Genomic DNA, 20,812 nt, shown 5'->3' with positions numbered 1-20,812 from the left:
ATGCTGCATAACCTGGGCTCGATCAATCTCGACCACTTCTATCGCGTGCCGCACCTGGTGCACCCCGGCGAGACGCTGGCCAGCCGCAGCTACCATGTCGGCCTCGGAGGCAAGGGCGCCAACCAGTCGTTGGCCATGGCCCTGGCGGGCGGCCAGGTATGCCACTGGGGGCGCCTGGGCCGCCAGGACGGCTGGGCTCGCGACCGGCTGGCCCGCGCCGGTGTCGACGTCACCCACGTGGAACTCGCCGACGAGGCCAGCGGACATGCCATCATCCAGGTCGACGACCACGGCGAGAACGCCATCATCCTGCATCCGGGCGCCAATCATGGCTTTACCCGACAGCATCTCGACGCCCTGTGCCACGCGGCTCGCCCCGGCGACTGGCTGCTGGTGCAGAACGAATGCAACGCGCTGCCTGAGCTGCTCGATTGCGCCCGTCGGCAGGGCCTCGCCATTGCCTTCAACCCCGCGCCGATGAGCGACACGGTACTCGAGCTACCGCTCGACTCCTGTGAACTGATGTTCGTCAACCGCGGTGAGGCTGCATGGCTTACCGGCCTGCCCGAAAAGAGCGATGCCCAGATACTGCTCGAGGGGTTGCACGAGCGGCTGCCGGATACGGCAACGGTGCTGACCTTGGGTAGCGAAGGTGCCTGGTACCAGTCGGGCGACGAGCGGCATTTCCAGCCCGCCCTGCCGGTGGAGCCGGTGGACACCACCGGGGCCGGCGACACCTTCATCGGCTACTTCATGGCGGCGCTGCAGGAGGGACGCGACGTGCCCGACTGCCTGGCGCTTGCCGCCCACGCCGCGGCGCTGGGCGTGCAGCGCCCCGGGGCCGCCGACAGTATCCCGTCGCGCGACGAGGTCGAGCGACAATTGACCAGCCATCCCCACACTTGACACCCACAAGGAGGCAACGTGTCGCATCCGATCATCTTCGATACCGATCCCGGCGTCGATGACGCCCAGGCCATCGCCATCGCCCTGCGCCACCCCGATATAGAGCTGCTGGGCCTGACCACCACCTACGGCAACGTCGACATCGAGACCGCCACGCACAACGCCCTGCTGCTGAGCGAATTGGCCGGGCGTGACATCCCCGTCGCCCAGGGCGCCGCCGGCCCCATGGTCAAGCCGCGTCATCCCGCGCCGGCACATATCCACGGCGCCAACGGGCTGGGCAATATCGAGCTGCCCGAAGTGAAGGGGAAGAAAGACCCGCGCAGTGCCGCGCAGTTCATCGTCGATACGGTGAATGCCCGCCCCGGCGAGGTCATCCTGGTGGCCGTCGGCCCGGTGGGCAACCTGGCCGCCGCCCTACAGCTCGACCCAGGGCTTACGGAGAAGGTCAAGCGTGTAGTGATCATGGGCGGCTCGATCCGTGAGGGCGGCAACGTCACGCCGGTGGCCGAGGCCAACATGTTCAACGACCCGCATGCCGCCCAACGCGTGCTCACCGCCGGCTGGCCGCTGACCCTGGTGGGGCTCGACGTCACTCACCGCTGCGTACTCAGCCAGGCCCACATGCAGCGCATCGAGGCGGGCCAGGGTGAACTGGGCAAGGTATTGGCCGGCAGCTACGCCTTCTACCGCGACTTCTACCGCGAATTCCTCGGCATCGACGGCTGCTGCCCCCACGACAGCTGCGCCCTGGCCTGGCTGTTGCGGCCGGAGCTGTTCACCACCGCCCCGGGGCATCTATCGGTCGTCACCGACGGCATCGCCGAGGGCCAGACCCTGTTCGCTCCCGAGGGCCGCGGTTTCATCCAGGAACGCTGGTCGCAGACGCCCCTGGCAGAAGTGTGCCTCGAAGTGGACGGCGAGGCCGTGGTCGAGTGGATTGCCGACACCCTAAGCTAAGGGTTTCCTCGGCATTTTCCCTGGAATTACAGACAGACGAAATTGTCCGGGTCGTGGCACTCCAGCACTTCCAGCTCGACGTGGGTGACCCGGGCATTCGATGGCCCCTGCCATAGCCAATTGGCCACCTGGTTGACCGCCTCGCCGTAGCCGCACAACAACACCTCGACCTGCCCGTCGGGCAGGTTCTTGGCGTAGCCGGTCAGGCCGTGCTGGAGCGCCTGCTCCTGAACTGCACGGCGATACCACACGCCCTGAACCTTGCCGGCTACCAGGGCCTTCACGCAGCGCTTGCTCATTCTTCCCTCCTCGCTCCGTCGGCTCAAACTCTTCCCTCCCAGTCTGGCTGCTCACGTCAAGCCTGGATAGCACACCGGAATCAACGCTCAAGACCCGCAAGCGGGATTCCAGCCGCCTGCTCAAATGCTCTAATCTTGATAGTAGGGGTGCGGACTTGCCACAAGCAACGACAGCCCCGGTGGAAACGGTGCCACCCACTGCGTTCCAGACCACAACAATGGATCCTCACGAGGGAGATAACGCCATGCAGGTCTTCGACCACCCCGAGTTCGACCATCACCAGCAAATCGCCTTCGGCTGCGATGAAGCCAGCGGACTGCGTGCCATCATTGCCATCCACGACACGCGACGCGGCCCTGCCCTGGGCGGCTTGCGCATTTATCCCTATGCCAGCGAAGACGATGCCCTGACCGATGTACTGCGCCTGTCGCGCGGCATGACCTACAAGTCGGCACTGGCCAACCTGCCCCTCGGTGGCGGCAAGGCGGTAATCCTCGCCGATCCCCGGCACGACAAGACACCCGCCATGCTGCGCGCAATGGGTAGGCTGGTGGAATCTCTGGGCGGACGCTACATCACCGCCGAAGACTCCGGCAGCGGCGAAGAGGACATGCGCCTCATCCGCCAGGAGACCCGACACGTCAGCGGCCTGGGCCAGGGCGGCACCTCCGGCGATCCCTCGCCCTTCACTGCCCACGGCGTATTCTGTGCGCTGACGAGTGCCGTACGCCACCGCCTCGGTCGCACCGACCTGCAGGGACTGCGTGTGGCCATCCAGGGCGTCGGCCATGTCGGGGCGCACCTGGCCCGCGAGCTTCACGCGGCAGGAGCAAGACTGGTGCTGACCGACGTCGATCGAGACAGCCTGGGCGTGCTGGTCGACGAACTTGGGGCAGAGAGCGTGGCGCCCGAGGTGATCTTCGATGCCGAGGTCGACGTCTTCGCTCCTTGCGCCATGGGCGCGGTGCTGACCGCGGAGGTGGCGGATCGACTCAGGGCCAAGGTGGTTTGCGGGGCGGCCAACAATCAGTTGGCCAACTCCGAGGTCGCGGAACTTCTGCATAAGCGAGAGATTCTCTACACCCCGGATTACGTGGCCAACGCCGGCGGGGTCATCGAGGTAGAAGCCCAGCGCCATGCTCATTACGACCGCGACGCCGTGATGCGCCATGTGGAGCGGATCACCGTGACCGTCGATGAGATCCTCAGCCGGGCGCAGGCTCAGGATATGAGCCCTGCCGTAGTAGCGGATCAACTGGCACGCGAGCGTCTCGCAGGCTGACGCCAAGGCCGGGCGGATCAGCCGTCCGGCCTGCCTGCCGCCTCTCAGCGCCTTGCATCATTACATCACCAGTTCGCGTTTGACGAGGACTGCGCTGTTGCGCGGTACGACCTCGCGTCCCCTGGCAAGCAAATAGCTTCGCGTGAAGGCGGCACCGAACAGCAGGATCAGCGAACTGTAGTAGACCCACAGCAGGATCATCACTAACGAGCCTGCAGCACCATAGGTCGACGCCGTGGCGGTATAAGCCAGATAAGAGGCGATGACACTGCGGCCGATGGCAAACAGCAGCGCCGTGACCAGCGCCCCTAGCAGCACGTCTCGCCAGCTCAGCACCACGTCGGGCAGTACCTTGAAGATCGTGGCGAACAAGGCAGCGATCACGACCAGGGAGATCAGGAACTCTGCCCCCGCCGTCACCGGACCGATTAGCGGCGTGGCATCGTCGATGGCCTGCAGCATGCCACGCAGCATCACACCGATCAGCAACGATACGAGCAGGATGAAACCGATGGCGAGCACCACCGCGAGCGACAATAGTCGCTGCTTGAGAAAGACCAGGATACTGTTGCGGCTGGGCTTGGCGGTCACGCCCCAGATCATGTTGAGTGAATACTGCATCTGAGCGAACACCGTCGTGGCTCCCACCATCAGGCCCCCGAACCCGAGCAGCGTCGGCAGGATACCCGACTCCTCGATACGCGACGCCGCCACCGCCTGCTCGACCGCTTTTGCCGCCTCTTCGCCCAGCACTCCCTGCAGCTGCGCAACGATCTGACCTTGGGCGGCGTCCTCGCCGAACACCACGCCGATCACGGCAACGGCAATGATCATCGTCGGAGCAAGCGAGAAGAGCGTATAGAAAGCCAACGAGCCGGCATAGCTAAAGGCATTGCGCTCCAGCCACAGGCTGAACGCCTGGCTGACCGTATTCCACCAGAACCTGAACGAGAGACTATGCACGGCACCTCCTTGTCATCTGCCTGCGTTTTCAGGATACGCAATCGAAATGTTCCTGTCGGCCAACGGCTTGCATTGCAGCCCTAAACCGACCGCGCCCATAATAGGGCCCCCGAGCCACCCGCGAAGGATACGCCGATGAACGATACCGATCACGACTTCGACTGTCTCGTATTCATCGGACGCTTCCAGCCCCCGCATCTGGGCCATCTCGCGGTGATCAACGAGGCCCTGCGCCATGCGCGCCAGGTAATCGTACTGGTGGGTTCGGCCTGGCAGGCGCGTTCGCTGCGCAACCCCTGGCGCTTCGATGAGCGTCAGGAACAGCTGCGCAGCTGCTTCGACGAGGACGAGAATGCGCGGCTGGAGATCGTGCCGCTGCTGGACGCGCTCTACAATAACGACGTCTGGGTGCGCGACGTACAGCGCAAGGTGCGCGACATCGCCGGCCATCATCACGCCCGCCTGCCGCGTATCGGTCTGATCGGGGCCAGCCGCGGCCAGTCCAGCTACTATCTCTCGCTGTTTCCGCAGTGGGAGTCGGTCAGCGTACCGCTGGTCGACGGCATTTCGGCCAGCCAGATTCGCGAGCGCTTGTTTCGCTCGCCCTCATCCACCGAGGATTATCTCAGCACTGGCGCAGCCCACGACCTGCCACCCGGCGTGTGCCAGGCGCTGCGCGACTTCGCCGGCAGCGACGCCCACCTGCAGCTGATGGAGGAACAGAAGCTGCTCGACCAGTATCGCCAGGCCTGGGCCAATGCTCCCTACCCGCCGATCTTCGTTACCGTCAATGCCGTGGTGGTGCAGTCCGGCCATGTTCTGCTGGTACGCCGTACCGCGGCACCCGGCAAGGGACTACTGGCCCTGCCCGGCGGCTTCGTCAACCCGCACGAGCGCTTGCTCGACGCCTGCCTGCGCGAACTGCGCGAGCGGGTCAGGCTCAAGGTGCCGGAGCCGGTGCTGAAGGGCTCGCTGCGCGGCCAGCGCCTGTTCGATGAGCCCCACCGCAGCTGGCGCGGCCGCACCCTCGCCGAAGCCTTCTACTTCGCTCTGCGCCCCGACCAGCAGCTACCCCGGCTCAAGCCGGTCAAGGGCGGCGACCACGCGCGCTGGGTGCCACTGGCCGAACTCGAGCCGGACAGCCTGTTCGAGGACCACTTCTTCATCATCCAGAATTTTCTCGGCCTGCCGGCCGATTTCAGCGGGATCTAAAAGTACTTCACGTATCGGCGAGCGGCCCAAGCGCAAGGCGCCCGGAGCACAGGAGGCGGAGCATATGGGGTATATGTGACGCCTCCGAGCACCGCGTAACGCAGCGATTGCGCGGCGCAGCCATTCGTGGAGTGCTTTTCTAAGCCTGCAGGAAGTCGCGCGGCAACTTCATCATCTGCCGCCACAGCTTCTCGACCCCCGGCTTGTGCACCAGCGAGCAGCGGTAGAGGCGAATCTCCAGTGGCACGTCCCACTTCTCGTCGCCGGCGCGCACCAGCCTGCCGCTCTTGAGTTCCTCGCGCACGCAGAAATCGGGAATCCAGGCCAGGCCCACGCCTTGCAGCACCATACCCTTCAAGCCCTCGGCCATGGCGGTCTCGTAGACGGTACGCAAGCGCAGGCGCAGCGGGTCGTTCTTCAGTAGCATGCGCACGCTGCGCCCGAGAAAGGCACCCTGGGTATAGGCCAGGTAGGGAATCGTGTCCTTGCTCTCCAGGCTGAAGCGCGGCTTGCCTATGGCATCGGGAAGGCTAACCGGCAGCATCTTGACCTGGCCGATGGAAAACGAGGGGAATACCTCGGCATCGAGCTGCATGGTGGCATAGGGGTCGTGATAGGCCAGCATCAGGTCGCAGTTGCCTTCTCGCAGCACGTGGATCGCCTCCCCCACGTTCATCGCCACGAGTCGCGTCGGCAGCTCACCCAGCCCCTCTTGCAGGCGTGAGATCCACTCGGGGTAGAAGCTCAGCGCCAGGGAGTGGGCCGCCACGATATCCAGCGCCTCGCGCGCCATGGAGACACCACGCAGGTGGCCCAGGCATTCGTTGAGCTGTTCCACCAGGTTGCGCGCCGTGATCAGGAACAGCTGTCCTTCCGGCGTCAGGTTGATGGGAGTGGTCGAGCGATCGACGAGGGTGACGCCCACCGCCTGCTCGAGCGCTCGAATGCGACGACTGAAGGCCGGCTGGGTGACATGACGCTGCCGTGCGGAGGCGGAGAAACTACGGGTATTGGCCAGGGCCACGAAATCTTCCAGCCACTTTGTCTCGAGGTTCACCGGGACTCCCGCTCACGACGATCACGAATCAATGGACGTTTCAGGCTGAGCCTGAGGGACTTGCTGAGGCACGCCTAATGTACCCCAGCCATTCATCGAACCCAAGGAACTTCACGACTTACTGGATCGGTGCGGTGAGATAGGCCGCACGTGAAACGAGCTTGCTCCACAGCGGCCGGCGCTGTAGCTCGTCGTAGCTGATGCGGCGGCAATCGGCGAAGTCGCGCTCGAGCATCAGGCGCACCTGTGCCGCAAAGCGACGATCGGGAATGAAGGCGGTGATCTCGAAGTTGAGACGAAACGAGCGGTTGTCCAGGTTGACCGTGCCCACCGACGCTGCGCTGTCGTCGATCAGGATGACCTTCTGATGCAGGAAGCCCGGCTGGTAGCGATAGACCTTGACCCCTGCCCGTACCATGTCGGGCAGGAACGAGAAGGCCGAGAGATAGATCAGCAGGTGGTCGGGATGCTCGGGCATCATGATTCGCACGTCGACCCCACGCATGGCTGCCAGGCGCAGGCCATCCTGCACGCCCTGGTCGGGAACGAAATAGGGGCTCGTGACCCACAGCCGTTCATGGGCGCTGTGGATGGCCTGTTGTACCAGCAGACTGGCAGTCTCCTGACGGTCTGCCGGCCCCGACGGTACGATGACCACGTTCTGGCACTCTTCGCAGGTCACCTGCGGTTCCCAACGCAGGTTGATCACCTCACCGGTGGCCCAGTGCCAATCTTCCCAGAAGGCCTCCTGCAGACCCAGCACGCTGGGGCCCGTCAGTTTCAGGTGCGTATCGCGCCAAGGACCATGGCGGGGATGCTGCCCCAGATACTCGACACCGACGTTGAATCCTCCGAGCCAGCCTTCACTGCCATCGACCACCAGGATCTTGCGGTGGTTGCGGAAGTTCAATTGGAAGCGATGCTTGAAGCCGCGAGAGGAACGGAATGGGCTGACCTCGACACCACCCTCTGACAGCTCGCGCAGATAGCCCTCGGAAAGCTTGCGGCTGCCGATCTCGTCGAATAGGAAGTACACGCGCACGCCGCGATCGATCGCCTTCAGCAGGTGGTCCTTGAAACGATGGCCTAGCGCATCGTGGCGCACGATGAAGAACTGCACCAGCACGTATTCTTCGGCGGTATCGATGCCGGCGAAGATACTGTCGAACGTGTCCTTGCCATCGATCAGCAGCTCGGCCTGGTTGCCGCTGGTCAATGGCATCATGGCGAGCTGTTCCACGGCACGAATGTCCGGGTCATGTGCATCCGCCAGGAAGGGTTCCAGACGCTCGCGATAGCGCGCCAGGATGCGTCGCAACACCGTGTCGCGCTCACCACGGGCCGAGACATAGCCATAGAAGCGCGGCCGGCCGAAGATCCAGTAGGCCGGTACGGCCAGATAGGGAATGGTTACCAGGGAGATGATCCAGGCCACGGCGCCTTGGGAGGTACGACTGGAGAGCAGCGCCAGGATCGCCGAGAGGAAGCCCAGCAGATGCACCATGAAGATCGCCAGGCCGAACAGCCAGGATGCCATGATCTCTCCCTGAAAAAACAGCAATCTGCAGCATACCTCAGACGACAACGGCCCCGCCAGTTGGCAGGGCCGTGAAGCCGTAAATACAAGGGCAGCTCCGGCTGCCCTTCCACCTCAGATCAGGCAGTGACGCGCTCGGCGATGATTGCCTTCCACTTGGCGGGGCCGGTCTGGTGCACCGAGGTGCCCTGGCTGTCCACCGCCACGGTGACCGGCATGTCCTCGACCTCGAACTCGTAGATCGCTTCCATGCCCAGGTCGGCGAAGCCCACCACGCGGGACTTCTTGATCGCCTGGGCCACCAGGTAGGCGGAGCCGCCCACGGCCATCAGATAGACCGCCTTGTTGTCGCGGATCGCCTCGATGGCGGCCGGGCCGCGCTCGGCCTTGCCCACCATGCCCAGCAGCCCGGTCTCCTCCAGCATGGTGCGAGTGAACTTGTCCATGCGCGTGGCTGTAGTGGGGCCGGCCGGGCCGACCACCTCGTCGCGCACCGGATCCACCGGGCCGACGTAGTAGATGAAGCGCCCTTTCAGGTCGACCGGCAGCTCCTCGCCCTTGGCAATCATGTCGACCATGCGCTTGTGGGCGGCATCGCGACCGGTGAGCAGCTTGCCGTTTAGCAGCAGCGTGTCGCCCGGCTGCCAGGTCTGCACTTCCTCCGGCGTGACCGTATCGAGATTGACGCGTTTGACGTTGTCACCCATCTCGCGGGTGATCTCGGGCCAGTCCTCTAGCTTGGGCGCCGGCAGCGCGGCCGGGCCGGAGCCGTCCAGGGTGAAATGAGCATGGCGAGTAGCCGCGCAGTTGGGGATGATCGCCACCGGCTTGTTGGCGGCATGGGTCGGGTAGTCCTTGACCTTGATGTCGAGCACCGTGGTTAGGCCACCCAGGCCCTGGGCGCCGATACCGCTCTTGTTGACCTTGTCGAACAGCTCGAGGCGCAGCTCTTCGGCGCGGTTGGAAGGGCCGCGCACCTGCAGTTCCTGGATATCGATGGGGTCGAGCAGCGCCTCCTTGGCAATCTCCATGGCCTTCTCGGCGGTACCGCCGATGCCGATGCCCAGCATACCCGGCGGGCACCAACCGGCGCCCATCTTGGGCAGTTGCTCCAGTACCCAATCGACCACATTGTCGGAGGGGTTGAGCATGGCGAACTTGGACTTCGCCTCGCTGCCGCCCCCCTTGGCCGCCACATGCACCTCGACGGTATCGCCGGGTACGATCTTGTGATGAATCACCGCGGGGGTGTTGTCACCGGTGTTCTTGCGCTTGCCGTCCGGGTCGGCAAGTACCGAGGCACGCAGCACGTTGTCGGGCAGCTGGTAGGCGCGGCGCACGCCCTCGTTGATCATGTCGTCGAGGCTCATCTCGGCCTCCCAGCGCACGTTCATGCCCACGTGAACGAAGACGGTGACGATGCCGGTGTCCTGGCAGATCGGCCGGTGCCCCATGGCGCACATGCGCGAGTTGATCAGGATCTGGGCAATGGCATCCTTGGCCGCAGGGTTCTCCTCCCGCTCGTATGCCGCCGCCATGGCGTCGATGAAATCCTTGGGGTGGTAGTAGGAGATATACTGCAGAGCATCGGCGACGCTCTGGATCAGATCGTCCTGGCGGATCACGGTCATGTGCAAGGAACTCCTCGGCAGTGTCGGCATGCCCGCTTCTGGGTTCGCTAAGCGAAACGGCGGGCTCGAACGGTGCCGAATTATACCGTATCGCGTCCTGGCCGACAGGGTTGTGCCGCCAAGGTCGTAGGCAGAAAGATCGCCCGGAAGAAGATAACGGTATAAATATTAATGCCAGTTTGTTCGTTCCCCATACCCCCTCTACGCTTCCCTGTAGTTCGACATGGATTCGTACCGCAACGATCAAGGAGCGATCATGCAACCCAGCGTCAGTGATTTCCTCGTGTCCCGCCTGCGCGAATGGGGCGTGGAGCGCCTGTACGGCTATTCCGGCGACGGCATCAACGGCTTCATGTCTGCCCTGCGCCGTGCCGACGGCAATCCTCGCCTGATCCAGCCACGCCACGAGGAAGTGGCCGCCTTCATGGCCTGCGCACACGCCAAGTTCAGCGATCAGGTCGGTGTCTGCGTCGCCACCTCCGGCCCCGGCGCCGTGCACTTGCTCAACGGCCTTTACGATGCGCGCAAGGATCACATGCCGGCCGTGGCCATCGTCGGCCAGCAGGCGCGCAAGAGCCTGGGTACCGATTACCAGCAGGAGCTGGACCTGATGGCGCTGTTCAAGGACGTGGCCAGCGAATACGTGCAGATGGTCACCGAACCCGCCCAGGCCCGCCACGTCATCGACCAGGCCATGCGCATCGCCATTGCACGTCGCACCGTGACCTGCCTGATCCTGCCCAACGACGTACAGGACCTGCCCATGGAGGACCCGCCGCGTGAGCATGGCGCGGTATTCTCCGGCGTCGGCTATCGCTTCCCTCAACAGTTGCCGGAACCGGCCGACCTGGATGCCGCCGCCGAGATACTCAACCGGGGCGAGAAGGTAGCCATCCTTGCGGGGGCCGGGGTCAAGCACGCCGTCGAGGAACTCATCCGCGTGGCCGACCTGACCGGTGCAGGCATCGCCAAGGCGATACTGGCCAAGACCATGGTGCCCGACGACCTGCCCGGCGTGACTGGCGCCATCGGCCTGCTCGGCACAGAGGCGAGCGATCGCATGATGAAGGAGTGCGACACGCTGCTGATGGTCGGTACGCGCTTCCCTTATGTTGAGTTTCTGCCAGAGCCAGGCCAGGCCCGCGCCGTGCAGATCGACGTGGCACCGGAAGCCTTGGGCGTGCGCTATCCCACCGAGATCAACCTGCACGGCGATGCCGGTGCCACCCTGGCGGCACTCGCCGAACGCCTCGAGCCCAAGCCCAACGACAAGTGGCGCAGGAAAGTGCAAGGCTGGATCGACGACTGGTGGGAGCAGACCGAGGCACGTGCCGCCACCCAGGCCACGCCGATCAACCCTCAGCTCGTGTTCCAGAGCCTGTCGCCACGGCTGCCGGAGAACGTCATGCTCACCTGCGATGTCGGCACCGCCACCAATTGGTACGCTCGCCACCTGAAGATCCGCCAGGGCATGCTGGGCTCGGTCTCGGGCGGCCTGGCCTCGATGGGCAATGGCGTGCCCTACCTCATCGCCGCCAAGTTCTGCCACCCCGACCGTCCCGCCATCGCCATGGTCGGCGACGGCGCCATGCAGATGCTGGGCAACAACGCCCTGATTACCCTGGCCAAGTATTGGCAGGAGTGGGAGGACCCCCGCTGCATCATCCTGGTACTCAACAACCACGACCTCAGCCAAGTGACCTGGGAACAGCGCGTGATGGAGGGCGATCCCAAGTTCGACGCTTCCCAGGAGCTGCCCGAGTTCCGCTACGATCAGTACGCCGAGCTGCTCGGTTTCAAGGGCCTGACCATGCGCGAGCCCGACGACGTCGACCGGGTCTGGAACGAGGCGCTCACATCCAGTCGCCCGGTGGTGATCAATGCCTATACCGACGGCGACATCGCCCCCCTGCCGCCGCACATCGAGTTCGAGCAAGCCAAGAGCTACCTCGCCTCGATGCTGAAGGGCGACTCGTCAGGCTTGCATGGCGCCAAGTTGTCGGCCAAGCAGATGGGGCGCTCGTTATTCAAGCGCAACAAGAAGTGAATCGACGGTTCGGAAGTTAACGGTATAAGTATTAATCGAACTGACACTGAGGGCAGCGGTATAGCCGACGCGAGGCCACCATCAGCCGTTCAATAGGCGTGCCGCAGACATGACACGGGAGCCCGTCGCGCTCGTAAACGGCAAAGCGGCACAGGCGGCGGCTTTCGCCTCGCCGACGCGCGGCGGCAGACCATTCGGCCCGGCTGGTCACGCCCGCCTGGTCGTAGGCTCGCCGCGTCACGTCGAGAATGGCGCGCGCCAACAGTGCCAGACGCTCCTCCCCCAGCTCCACGGGCTTCTCTCTGGGCGAGACGCCGGCAAAGAACAGGATCTCGGAGCGCAGGTAGTTGCCAATGCCGGCGAAGAGCGCCTGATCGAGCATCAGCCCGCCTAGCCTGCGCCGTGCAAAACGCGGCTCGGCCAGGCGTGCCATGACCTGCTCCGGAGTGACGCCATGGGTCAGCAGATCGGGGCCAAGCCGGGAGAGGAATGGATGTTCGGCGAGCCGCTCGGCCGGCCATAGCGAGACGTCGGAAGCACTGTAGAGACTGGCCGAACGCCCTTCCGCGGTCAGTCGAACCCGCAGCGAGCGCTGGGTGTCCGGCTCGCGCTCGGCGTCGTGCAGCTTCCATACGCCATAGAGCTGGTTGTGGGAATAGAGCACTCGACCGTCGTCGAAGCGGGTCAGCAGCGCCTTGCCCCAGCTGTCCACCGCCGTGACCTCACGCCCCACCAGCGAATCGGCCGCGGCGGCCAGCTCGGGGAAGGCGAACCACACGGACTCCAGCCTTTTGCCGGCGAGTTGCTCGTGCAGGCGATCGGCGGCACGGCGAATCTCAGGGCCTTCGGGCATCCCTTTTCCTTACGATCTCAGCAACGAATCCGGCTATCATGGCCCGCTCGGGGCTGATCCGCGGACAGGCCTGCGAGGAGGCGCTGTAAATACTTCCCTGTACGCTACATTCGACATCCATGTCGAATGACCTCCTCTTCGGCCTGCCCCCGGCGCCCCTCGCTCCGTGGCGGGCGCAGCAGGCAATCAACGATGCCTACCCAAGCGCCAGCTGCCGCTCCTTCAACTCATGCAGCCGATCGCGCAGCCTGGCCGCTTCTTCGAACTCCAGGTTCTGGGCCGCCTCGAACATGGCGTCCTCGACTCGCGCGACCTCCTTGACCAGTTCGCTCGGAGATAGCTCGGAGAGATCGTAGATCGCCGCGCCCTCGGCCACCTTGCGCTCGCTGCGCCGGCCCTTGCCCTTGCGGCCGGGTGCCTGGGCCGCCTCCATGATGTCGGCTACCGAACGGGTCACGGTGGTGGGCGTAATGCCGTGCGTCTCGTTGTGAGCAACCTGCTTGGCTCGCCGCCGCTCGGTCTCGTCGATGGCGCGGCGCATGGAATCGGTCACCCGGTCGGCATAGAGGATGGCCTTGCCGTGGGCGTTGCGCGCCGCCCGGCCGATGGTCTGGATCAGCGAGCGCTCGTTGCGCAGAAAGCCCTCCTTGTCGGCATCGAGGATGGCCACCAGCGAGACCTCGGGAATGTCGAGCCCCTCGCGCAGCAGATTGATACCCACCAGCACGTCGAACTTGCCCAAACGCAGGTCACGGATGATCTCCACTCGCTCCACGGTGTCGATATCGGAGTGCAGGTAGCGCACCCGCACGTCGTGTTCGTCGAGGTACTCGGTCAAATCCTCCGCCATGCGCTTGGTCAGGGTGGTGACGAGCACCCGCTCGCCCACCTCGGCACGCAGACGAATCTCCGAGAGCAGATCGTCGACCTGGGTGGTCGCCGGGCGCACTTCGATCTCGGGATCGACCAGGCCGGTGGGGCGTACCACCTGTTCCACCACCTGCCCGGCGTGCTCGGCCTCGTAGGGGCCGGGCGTGGCCGAGACGAAGATCGTCTGTGGGCAGATGCTTTCCCACTCCTCGAAGGTCATGGGACGGTTGTCCAGCGCCGAGGGCAGGCGGAAGCCATACTCGACCAGCGTCTCCTTGCGCGAGCGGTCGCCCTTGTACATGCCGCCGACCTGGGGAACGCTGACGTGGGACTCGTCGATGAACAGCAGCGCGTCGTCGGGCAGGTAGTCGAAGAAGGTGGGCGGCGGCTCGCCAGGATTACGGCCGGAGAGGTAGCGCGAGTAGTTCTCGATGCCGTTGCAGTAGCCCAGCTCGTTCATCATCTCGAGATCGTAGAGGGTGCGCTGCTCGAGGCGCTGGGCCTCCACCAGTCGGTCGTTCTTGCGCAGCCACTCCAGACGCTCGACCAGCTCGGCCTTGATCCGCTCGGCAGCCGAGATGATCGTCTCCCGGGGCGTCACGTAGTGGCTCTTGGGGTAGATGGTCATGCGCGGCACCTGGCCCCGCACCTCACCGGTGAGCGGATCGAACAGACGGATCGAGTCGATCTCGTCGTCGAACAGCTCGACCCGCACCGCTTCCTCGTCGGAGTCGGCCGGATAGATGTCGATCACGTCGCCGCGCACGCGGTAGGTGCCACGCTTGAAGTCCATGTCGTTGCGGGTGTACTGCAGCTCGGCCAGGCGGCGCAGGAACGAGCGCTGGTCGATTAGCTCGCCACGGGTGAAATGCAGACGCATCTTCAGATACTGGTCAGGATCGCCGAGACCGTAGATCGCCGACACCGAGACTACGATCAGCGCATCGCGCCGCTCGAGCAGCGCCTTGGTGGCGGAGAGGCGCATCTGCTCGATGTGGTCGTTGATCGAGGCATCCTTCTCGATGAAGGTATCCGACGAGGGGACGTAGGCCTCCGGCTGGTAGTAGTCGTAATAGGAGACGAAGTACTCGATGGCGTTGTCCGGGAAGAAGGACTTGAACTCACCGTAGAGCTGCGCGGCCAGGGTCTTGTTCGGTGCCATGACGATGGTTGGCCGCTGCAACCTCTCGACCACGTTGGCCATGGTGAAGGTCTTGCCCGAGCCGGTCACGCCGAGCAGCGTCTGATGGGCAAGCCCGGACTCGAGCCCCCTGATCAGCCCTTCTATCGCGGCTGGCTGATCCCCGGCAGGCTTGAAGTTGGCGTTGAGGCGAAACGGCTTGCTCATGAAGACTCCAGACGAGCGACAGGCGCCATGCGGCGCCTGGGCGGAACGTACCGCTATCGGGAAAACAGTATAAGACCGATTTCCGGCCTATGCTTCGGCAACACCAGCGGTGCGCGTGGTGACCTCCACGGTGGCGCTGGTCATCAGGCGGTGAATGGGGCACTTGTGGCTGATCTCCTCGAGCCGAGCCCGCTGCTCCTCGTCCTCGATGCCGTGGAAGGTCATCACCACTTCGAGTCGGTAAGTGCCCTTGCGTTCCTCGCTGTCGTCGCGGTTGACCCTGACGCTGACACCCTCGAGCGGCCACTGCTTGCGCTGGGCGTACATCTGCGCGGTGATCGCCTTGCAGGCGCCAAGGGAAAGGTCGAAGTAGTCATGCGGATCCGGTGCACTTCCCTCGCCGCCGAAGGCCTTGGGCACGTCCACATGAAGGTCTTCAAAGCCCTCGATGTGGACCCGTTGCCTGAAGATGCTATTGCGTTCGCTGACAATCTCGATGGTCTTTTTCATGACGGCTCTCGGCTGGTTACTTGACCTCGATGGGTAACTTGAGGGCCTGAACGGCGCGAATCAGCGCCTCGCGGCTGACACGCCCCTCGACATCGGCTCCATGGCGACCCACTTCGGCACTTTCCACTCCATCCACCATCATCAGGGCCGTGGTGATACGGTTGACCTGATCGGCATTTTTCACGCCGCTGAAGCTGAGCGACTGATGTGGCATGCATGTCTCCCGACGCATGAAATGACAAAGGAACGAGTCTACCATGGCCTCCTGGGTGCGCCATCGCCTGGCAAGCTGACAGCTCCACCCATGCAGCGACTCGCGCACCTGGGTGATCATGCAGCGTTTCCCTTGTAATCGGGCACCCTCGCCCACATAACCCGACGATAGCATCCCCCGACATGACGACCTGGAGCCAGACAGGCATGAGCGATTGGATTACCGCCCTGGAAGGGCGACGCGTGAGCGATGAGAGGGTGGAGTTCGATACGCCCGAGCCCACCCGTCAGGCCATGGAGCGCACCGTAGTCACTCCTCTCGTTCACCTCGGCGTACTCGATGTGACCGGCCCCGGTGCCGACAAGCTGCTGCAAGGCCAGACCAGCGCCCAGGTCGATCTCGCCAACGGCGAATTCGCTCCCCTGACCTGCTTCTGTAGCGCCAAGGGACGCATGCTGGCCAATGCCCAACTGCTGCGTATCGACGCCGAGCGTTACCGCCTCATCCTGCATCGCGGCCTGCTGGAACCGTTGCGCGATCACCTCAAGAAGTTCGCGCCGTTCTACAAGAGCGAGCTCGCCATTCGTGACGATCTGGCACTGCTTGGCCTGATCGGCAAGGAGGCCTGCGCCCTGGCCGAGGTGCGCTTCGATGTCGCGCCTCCAAGGGTCTGGCACCAGGCTGGCAACGGTGAAATCCTGCTGCTGGGCCACCCGGGGCCTCAGCACCGCTTGCTGATCTGCCTGCCGTTGGAACGGGCCGAGGCAACCGCTACCCGGCTCACCGAGCAGGCGCTGCCGGTCGGCAATGCCGTGTGGTGCCTGCAGGACATCCAGGCCGGGCTCGCCTGGCTCACCCCGGCTCATCAGGACGCCCTGCTGCCGCAGATGATCAACTGGGAGGCACTAGGTGGCGTGAGCTTCAAGAAGGGTTGCTATACCGGCCAGGAGGTGGTGGCCCGCGCGCATTTCCGCGGCCAGGTGAAGAAGCGCCTGATGCGGGCACAGCTGGAAGGGGATCGCCTGCCCGCACTCGGCGCGGCGGTGGCCGACGAAAACGGCAAGAGCCTGGGCGAAGTGGTCGCCGCGGAACTCGACGCCTACGGCCAGGTCGAGGTGCTGGCGGTACTTTCCACCAAGGAGGAGGCTGGGCCGCTGAGCGTCGATGGCCAAGCCGTCAAGCTGTTGAAACTGCCCTACCCCATCGAGCGGCTCGACCCCGAGCAGTTGGCCGCAGCAAGCACCTAGGCCAGCCCGAACACCCGTCTGGCGGTCGCCGTGCTCTGCGCGGCGATCGTCTTCGGCGCTTCGCCCCTTAGCTTCGCCACCATTTCGCATACCTGGACGATACGCGCCGGCTCGTTGCGCTGCCCCTGGTGGCCGTACAGCGGCATGTCGGGGCTGTCGGTCTCCAGCACGAAGCCATCCTCGGGCAGGCTCTTCACCGCGCGCCATAGGCGTTGAGCGCGCTCGTAGGTGACTGCCCCGCCCAGCCCCACGACGAAGCCCAGGTCGAGGAACTTCCATGCCTGATCCGGCGAGCCGGCGAAGGCGTGGATCAGGCCACCTGCTGGAAGATCGAGCTGGCGCAGCCGCTTGGAGACCTGATCGTTGGCGTGCACGCAGTGAATCACCACCGGCAGCTGGCGCGACTTGGCCAGGCGCAACTGGGCGTTGAACAGCGTCCACTGGGCGTCGAGGGTTTCCTCGAAGCGGGCATCGATACCGCACTCGCCCAGCGCCCGCACCTCGGGATGCTCATCGAGCAAACGGGCCAAGGCCTCGACGTCCCCTTCGCCGTGTTCATGCATGAAATAGGGATGCAAGCCGAGGCTGACGTGAACGTCGCTGCGCTCACCCAGCGCCAGCACCGCCGGCCAGCGCTGGCGGGTGGTGCCGGGCACCATGAAGTGGCCGACCCCAGCCGCCCTGGCACGCTCGAACATCGCCTCGCGGTCATCGTCGAAGGCCTCGAAATCGAGATGGCAGTGGGCGTCGATCAACAAGATGGCTCTCCTTGGCACTCGCTTCGTCGTCCCTGACGAATGCGCATGTGACTAGTGCTCGCGAGTGGCCGCGAAGCGGATCTCCGGCCAGCGCTCCTGGGTCATCTGCAGGTTGACCCTCGTGGGGGCAATGTAGGTCAGGTAGCCGCCGCCATCCAGCGCCAGGTTGGTGCTCGCCTTGCGCTTGAACTCCTCGAGCTTTCTGGCGTCGTCGCAGTAGATCCAGCGCGCGGTCTGCACGTTGACCGGCTCGTAGACGCAGTCGACCTTGTACTCCTCCTTGAGGCGATGGGCGACCACGTCGAACTGCAGCGTGCCCACGGCACCGAGGATCAGGTCGTTGTTGTCCAGCGGCTGGAACAGCTGGGTAGCGCCCTCTTCGGAAAGCTGCTGCAGGCCCTTCTGCAGCGCCTTGAGCTTGAGCGGGTCCTTGAGCTGCACACGCTTGAACAGTTCCGGGGCGAAGTGCGGAATGCCGGTGAAGCGCATGTCCTCGCCCATGGTGAAGGTATCACCGATCTGGATGGTGCCGTGGTTGTGCAAGCCGATGATGTCGCCGGGCCAGGCCTCCTCCACGTGGGAGCGGTCGGAGGCCATGAAGGTCAGCGCGTCGGCAATCTTGACGTCCTTGCCGATGCGCACGTGGCGCATCTTCATGTTCTTCTCGTACTTGCCCGAGCAGACCCGCAGGAAAGCGATACGATCGCGGTGCTTGGGGTCCATGTTGGCCTGGATCTTGAATACGAAGCCGGTGAAGCGGCCATCCTCGGCTTCCACGCTACGCGTATCGGTCTCCCGCGGCTGGGGCGGCGGCGCATACTCGACGAAGCCGTCGAGCATCTCGCGCACGCCGAAGTTACCCATGGCGGTCCCGAAGTAAACCGGGGTCAGCTCGCCGCGCAGGTAGGCATCGAGGTCGAACTCATGTGAGGCGCCGCGCACCAGCTCGACCTCCATGCGCAGTTCCTCGGCCTGCTCGGCGCCGAGCACCGCGTCGACTTCGGGGCTGTCGAGCCCCTCGATGCGCTTGTCATCGGGAATGCGGCTGCCCTGCCCCTGGGTGTAGAGGTGGATGACGTCGTTGTAGAGGTGGTAGACCCCCTTGAAGTGGCGCCCCATGCCGATCGGCCAGGTCATCGGCGCACACTCGATGTTGAGCACCGTTTCCACTTCGTCCATCACCTCGATGGGATCGCGGATGTCGCGGTCCATCTTGTTGACGAAGGTGAGGATCGGCGTGGTGCGCAGGCGGCACACTTCCATCAGCTTGATGGTGCGCGCCTCGACGCCCTTGGCGCCGTCGATCACCATCAGCGCCGAGTCCACCGCGGTCAGGGTGCGATAGGTATCCTCGGAGAAGTCCTCGTGCCCCGGGGTGTCGAGCAGGTTGACGATACGCCCGCCGTAGGGGAACTGCATCACCGAGGTAGTCACCGAGATACCGCGCTCCTGCTCCATCTTCATCCAGTCGGAGGTGGCGTGGCGGTCGTTACGCTTGCTCTTTACCGAGCCGGCGAGCTGGATGGCATTCCCGAACAGCAGCATCTTCTCGGTAATGGTGGTCTTGCCCGCATCAGGGTGCGAGATAATGGCGAAAGTCCTACGCAGCCCGACTTCCCGGGCCAGATCGGCAGCTGACATCAGTCTCGAATCGTCGTATGGCACCAACAGTGGTGCGTGAATGATGAATTGGCACGCATTCTACGGCTTTGCCCGGCTCAGTTGTAGGGCGGCAGTGCGAAAGAGGCCGGCGCTCACCGTGAAACCGCCCCTCTCAGCGCACAGATGGGATCGACGCGGTATCATGTGGCCGGATTCTTCGCTGGAGCCACCATGCCAACCGCCCCGCCTCTGCCGCTCTCCACACCCAGCCGCAACCTGGTTCGCCTGACCATCGTGCGCGGCATCACCTGGACCGGTTTCCTGGCGGCGGTCATCGTCGGTATCGAGCTGCTTCACTTCGAACTCGAGGTTCCTGCGGTGATCGGCGTCATCGTCTGCATGGGACTGGTCAATCTCTTCACCTGGTGGCGCCTAGGCCGCCAGTGGGCGGTCAATCATGTCGAATACGTGCTGCATTTGCTGGCCGACATCCTGGGTCTCACGCTGCTGTTCTACCTCACCGGCGGCTCCAACAATCCCTTCATCAACTACTACCTGGTGCCGGTGACCATCGCTGCCGCCACCCTGCCCTGGCGCTACGCCTGGATCGTCGCCTCGGCGGCCATGGCGTCGTATACGCTGCTGATGTGGGACTACCAGCCGGTACCGCAGTTCGCTCATTACCACGAAGGCTTCGGCGTCAACCTGCACGTGCTGGGCATGTGGATCAACTTCGGCCTCTCGGCCGGGCTGGTGACCTTTTTCATCTACAAGATGGCGCATGCCCTGCGCAACCGGGAACGAGCCCTCTCCCAGACCCGCGAGTCGGCCCTGCGCAACGAGCAGATCGTTGCCGTGGCGACTCAGGCGGCCGGTACCGCACACGAACTCGGCACCCCCCTGTCGACCATGGCGGTATTGCTCAGCGAGATGCGCCAGGACGCCCGCGACAATCCCGAACTGCTCGAGGACATCGAGTTGCTGCGCCGCCAGGTCGACGTGTGCAAATCGCGCCTGCGCCATCTGGTGGAGAGCGCCGACCGGCGGCGCATGGCCGAACCGGACGTGCGCGATGCCCGTGACTGGCTGCAGGGCGTGGTGCAGCGCTGGCTGGTATTGCGGCCGGACGTCAGCCACCGCCTCGAGATCGCCAACCAGCGTGGCACCCCCTGGCTCAAGGTCGACACGACCCTCGACCAGGCGATCACCAACCTGCTCAACAACGCAGCCGATGCCAATCCCGACGACATCAGCATCGGCCTGGATTGGAACGCCGAGGACGTGGTGATCGACATCCGCGACCATGGCCCCGGCGTCACTCTGGACATTGCCGACCAACTGGGAGAGACCTTCGTCTCGACCAAGAGCAAGGGGCTCGGCATCGGACTGTTCCTGACCCATGCCACGATCAATCGCTTCGGCGGCGGCGTGAGCCTGTATAATCATCCCGATGGGGGGACGCTGACCGAAGTGATCCTGCCGCACAGTGAGCCCTGAGCGACGCACGAGGTTGCC

The 20,812-nt window shown here is 64.4% G+C and carries 18 protein-coding genes; 7 read left to right on the top strand and 11 right to left on the bottom strand.

What is annotated here, in order from left to right; all coding sequences use genetic code 11:
• Together ACUY1T_RS00735 and ACUY1T_RS00730 are read left to right on the top strand one after the other, a co-directional pair.
• The gene (locus ACUY1T_RS00735; protein WP_446019805.1) at positions 1–906 is read left to right on the top strand and encodes a ribokinase; all 906 of its coding nucleotides are present in this window, start codon (positions 1–3) and stop codon (positions 904–906) included.
• An 18-nt stretch (positions 907–924) separates the two neighbouring features.
• Complete coding sequence (locus tag ACUY1T_RS00730) at positions 925–1,866, top strand: nucleoside hydrolase (protein ID WP_446019804.1); 942 nt, start codon at positions 925–927, stop codon at positions 1,864–1,866.
• Positions 1,867–1,892: 26 nt separating this feature from the next.
• Here ACUY1T_RS00730 and yccX read toward each other — a convergent pair whose 3' ends face one another.
• On the bottom strand, positions 1,893–2,165 hold the full coding sequence (gene yccX, locus ACUY1T_RS00725) for an acylphosphatase (protein ID WP_446019803.1): 273 nt from the start codon (positions 2,163–2,165) through the stop codon (positions 1,893–1,895).
• Between the two features lie 245 nt (positions 2,166–2,410).
• Between yccX and ACUY1T_RS00720 the strand changes: the two genes are divergently transcribed.
• Complete coding sequence (locus ACUY1T_RS00720) at positions 2,411–3,448, top strand: Glu/Leu/Phe/Val family dehydrogenase (RefSeq protein WP_446019802.1); 1,038 nt, start codon at positions 2,411–2,413, stop codon at positions 3,446–3,448.
• Positions 3,449–3,508: 60 nt separating this feature from the next.
• Here the strand turns inward: ACUY1T_RS00720 and ACUY1T_RS00715 are convergent, their stop codons facing one another.
• Positions 3,509–4,411 carry a YihY/virulence factor BrkB family protein gene (locus ACUY1T_RS00715; protein ID WP_446019801.1) on the bottom strand — a complete coding sequence of 301 codons (903 nt, stop codon included), beginning with the start codon at positions 4,409–4,411 and terminating at the stop codon, positions 3,509–3,511.
• A 135-nt stretch (positions 4,412–4,546) separates the two neighbouring features.
• Between ACUY1T_RS00715 and ACUY1T_RS00710 the strand changes: the two genes are divergently transcribed.
• Positions 4,547–5,623, top strand: a complete 1,077-nt coding sequence (locus tag ACUY1T_RS00710) for a bifunctional nicotinamide-nucleotide adenylyltransferase/Nudix hydroxylase (RefSeq protein WP_446019800.1) — start codon at positions 4,547–4,549, stop codon at positions 5,621–5,623.
• Between the two features lie 139 nt (positions 5,624–5,762).
• On the opposite strand, the gene ACUY1T_RS00705 is transcribed toward ACUY1T_RS00710, so the two are convergent.
• The 3 genes from ACUY1T_RS00705 to ACUY1T_RS00695 form a co-directional block, all read right to left on the bottom strand.
• Positions 5,763–6,680, bottom strand: a complete 918-nt coding sequence (locus tag ACUY1T_RS00705) for a LysR substrate-binding domain-containing protein (protein ID WP_446019799.1) — start codon at positions 6,678–6,680, stop codon at positions 5,763–5,765.
• Between the two features lie 118 nt (positions 6,681–6,798).
• Positions 6,799–8,217 carry a cardiolipin synthase gene (gene cls / locus ACUY1T_RS00700; RefSeq protein ID WP_446019798.1) on the bottom strand — a complete coding sequence of 473 codons (1,419 nt, stop codon included), beginning with the start codon at positions 8,215–8,217 and terminating at the stop codon, positions 6,799–6,801.
• A 119-nt stretch (positions 8,218–8,336) separates the two neighbouring features.
• Complete coding sequence (locus tag ACUY1T_RS00695) at positions 8,337–9,848, bottom strand: fumarate hydratase (RefSeq protein WP_446019797.1); 1,512 nt, start codon at positions 9,846–9,848, stop codon at positions 8,337–8,339.
• Between the two features lie 256 nt (positions 9,849–10,104).
• Between ACUY1T_RS00695 and ACUY1T_RS00690 the strand changes: the two genes are divergently transcribed.
• Entirely contained in the window at positions 10,105–11,895 is a 1,791-nt protein-coding gene (locus tag ACUY1T_RS00690; protein WP_446019796.1) for a thiamine pyrophosphate-requiring protein, read from the top strand.
• 31 nt (positions 11,896–11,926) lie between these two features.
• On the opposite strand, the gene nei is transcribed toward ACUY1T_RS00690, so the two are convergent.
• The 4 genes from nei to ACUY1T_RS00670 all read right to left on the bottom strand — a co-directional run bounded on the left by nei (position 11,927) and on the right by ACUY1T_RS00670 (position 15,690).
• Positions 11,927–12,748, bottom strand: a complete 822-nt coding sequence (gene nei / locus ACUY1T_RS00685; RefSeq protein ID WP_446019795.1) for an endonuclease VIII — start codon at positions 12,746–12,748, stop codon at positions 11,927–11,929.
• Between the two features lie 196 nt (positions 12,749–12,944).
• Positions 12,945–14,966, bottom strand: coding sequence for an excinuclease ABC subunit UvrB (gene uvrB / locus ACUY1T_RS00680; RefSeq protein ID WP_446019794.1), 2,022 nt, complete (start codon positions 14,964–14,966; stop codon positions 12,945–12,947).
• Positions 14,967–15,053: 87 nt separating this feature from the next.
• The gene (locus ACUY1T_RS00675; RefSeq protein WP_446019793.1) at positions 15,054–15,476 is read right to left on the bottom strand and encodes an OsmC family protein; all 423 of its coding nucleotides are present in this window, start codon (positions 15,474–15,476) and stop codon (positions 15,054–15,056) included.
• Positions 15,477–15,492: 16 nt separating this feature from the next.
• Positions 15,493–15,690 carry a hypothetical protein gene (locus ACUY1T_RS00670; RefSeq protein WP_446019792.1) on the bottom strand — a complete coding sequence of 66 codons (198 nt, stop codon included), beginning with the start codon at positions 15,688–15,690 and terminating at the stop codon, positions 15,493–15,495.
• Positions 15,691–15,896: 206 nt separating this feature from the next.
• Between ACUY1T_RS00670 and ygfZ the strand changes: the two genes are divergently transcribed.
• Complete coding sequence (gene ygfZ, locus ACUY1T_RS00665; RefSeq protein WP_446019791.1) at positions 15,897–16,937, top strand: CAF17-like 4Fe-4S cluster assembly/insertion protein YgfZ; 1,041 nt, start codon at positions 15,897–15,899, stop codon at positions 16,935–16,937.
• Here ygfZ and ACUY1T_RS00660 read toward each other — a convergent pair.
• A complete protein-coding gene (locus ACUY1T_RS00660) occupies positions 16,934–17,695 on the bottom strand; it encodes a TatD family hydrolase (protein ID WP_446019790.1) in 762 nt (253 codons plus the stop codon). The genes ygfZ and ACUY1T_RS00660 overlap by 4 nt on opposite strands.
• A gap of 51 nt (positions 17,696–17,746) precedes the next feature.
• On the bottom strand, positions 17,747–19,336 hold the full coding sequence (locus ACUY1T_RS00655; protein ID WP_446019789.1) for a peptide chain release factor 3: 1,590 nt from the start codon (positions 19,334–19,336) through the stop codon (positions 17,747–17,749).
• A gap of 192 nt (positions 19,337–19,528) precedes the next feature.
• On the opposite strand from ACUY1T_RS00655, the gene ACUY1T_RS00650 reads away from it, so the two are divergent.
• Entirely contained in the window at positions 19,529–20,794 is a 1,266-nt protein-coding gene (locus ACUY1T_RS00650; protein ID WP_446019788.1) for an ATP-binding protein, read from the top strand.
• Positions 20,795–20,812: the final 18 nt, after the last annotated feature.

The organism is Billgrantia sp. Q4P2 (assembly GCF_052806135.1).
The sequence above is the reverse complement of the archived record's forward strand: the minus strand, read 5'-3'. Positions and strand labels throughout refer to the sequence as shown.